We start from the raw sequence: 1,212 nt of genomic DNA, 5'->3' as shown, positions 1-1,212 counted from the left end.
GTGCACACTAAATGATGATTTTGGTGCTGTCACGATAGGCAACATTGAAAAGTACATCACCGACAAAGCCTTTGAAATGGGCTGGAAACCTGACATGTCCAAAGTGGAGTGGACGGATAAAAAGGTGGCAATCATCGGCGCTGGCCCTGCTGGTTTGGCAGCAGCAGACATTTTAGTTCGCAACGGTGTAAAACCGGTGGTGTTTGACCGTTACCCAGAGATTGGTGGCCTACTTACCTTTGGTATTCCTTCTTTCAAATTGGAAAAAGGGGTCATGGAAAATCGTCGTCGGGTATTTACCGAAATGGGCGTTGAGTTCCGCATGAATGTGGAAGTCGGCCAAGATGTGCAGATGCAAGAACTGCTTGATGAATACGATGCGGTTTTCTTAGGTGTGGGCACATACAAATACATGCGCGCCGGTTTGGAAAATGAAGACGCGCCGGGCGTTTATGACGCCCTACCATTTTTGATTTCCAATACCTATAAGGTTATGGAGCTAGAACATAACCAACCGTTTATCGATATGGCTGGCAAAAAAGTCGTAGTGCTTGGTGGTGGTGATACCGCGATGGACTGCGTGCGAACTTCGATCCGTCAAGGCGCATCTAACGTGATTTGTGCCTACCGTCGTGATGAAGAAAACATGCCAGGCTCCCGTCGAGAAGTGAAAAATGCCAAAGAAGAGGGCGTGAAGTTCATGTTTAACCTTCAGCCTTTAGGTATTGAGGTTGATGCGTATGGCAAAGTTTCAGGCGTGAAAGTGGTCAAAACTGCTTTAGGCGAGCCTGATGACGCAGGTCGCCGTCGCCCAGAACCTGTAGAAGGAAGTGAACACGTACTGCCTGCCGATGCTGTCATCATGGCATTTGGTTTCCAACCTCATCAAATGAACTGGCTTACTCCGTTCAATGTAGAACTTGATCAATGGGGACGAATCAAAGCACCCAACAACCAAGAGTTTCAATATCAAACCAGCAATGAAAAGATCTTTGCTGGGGGAGACGCAGTTCGCGGTTCTGATTTAGTGGTAACCGCCATTGATGAAGGACGAAAAGCAGCAGAAGGCATTCTTGATTACTTAAACGTATAGCGTCGTACCAACACTCAAAAAGGATCCAAAGATTGGATCCTTTTTTCTTTTATTACATATAATTAAATTCCTCTGTTAAGGAATAGAACTCATGAAAAAAGCCGCTCTGATGCTCATCA

Annotated in this window: 1 protein-coding gene; it reads left to right on the top strand. The window is 46.0% G+C overall.

Annotated elements, in window-relative coordinates:
- Positions 1-1,093 (top strand): FAD-dependent oxidoreductase (locus R7P72_RS25040; RefSeq protein ID WP_318110964.1); only part of this gene is annotated, 1,093 nt, incomplete at its 5' end.
- Positions 1,094-1,212 lie beyond the last annotated feature (119 nt).

The sequence above is a fragment of the Vibrio sp. Vb0888 genome (genome assembly GCF_033338835.1).
Classification (GTDB): domain Bacteria; phylum Pseudomonadota; class Gammaproteobacteria; order Enterobacterales; family Vibrionaceae; genus Vibrio; species Vibrio alginolyticus.
Note: the sequence above shows the minus strand (reverse complement) of the source record. Positions and strands in the feature narration are given on the sequence as shown.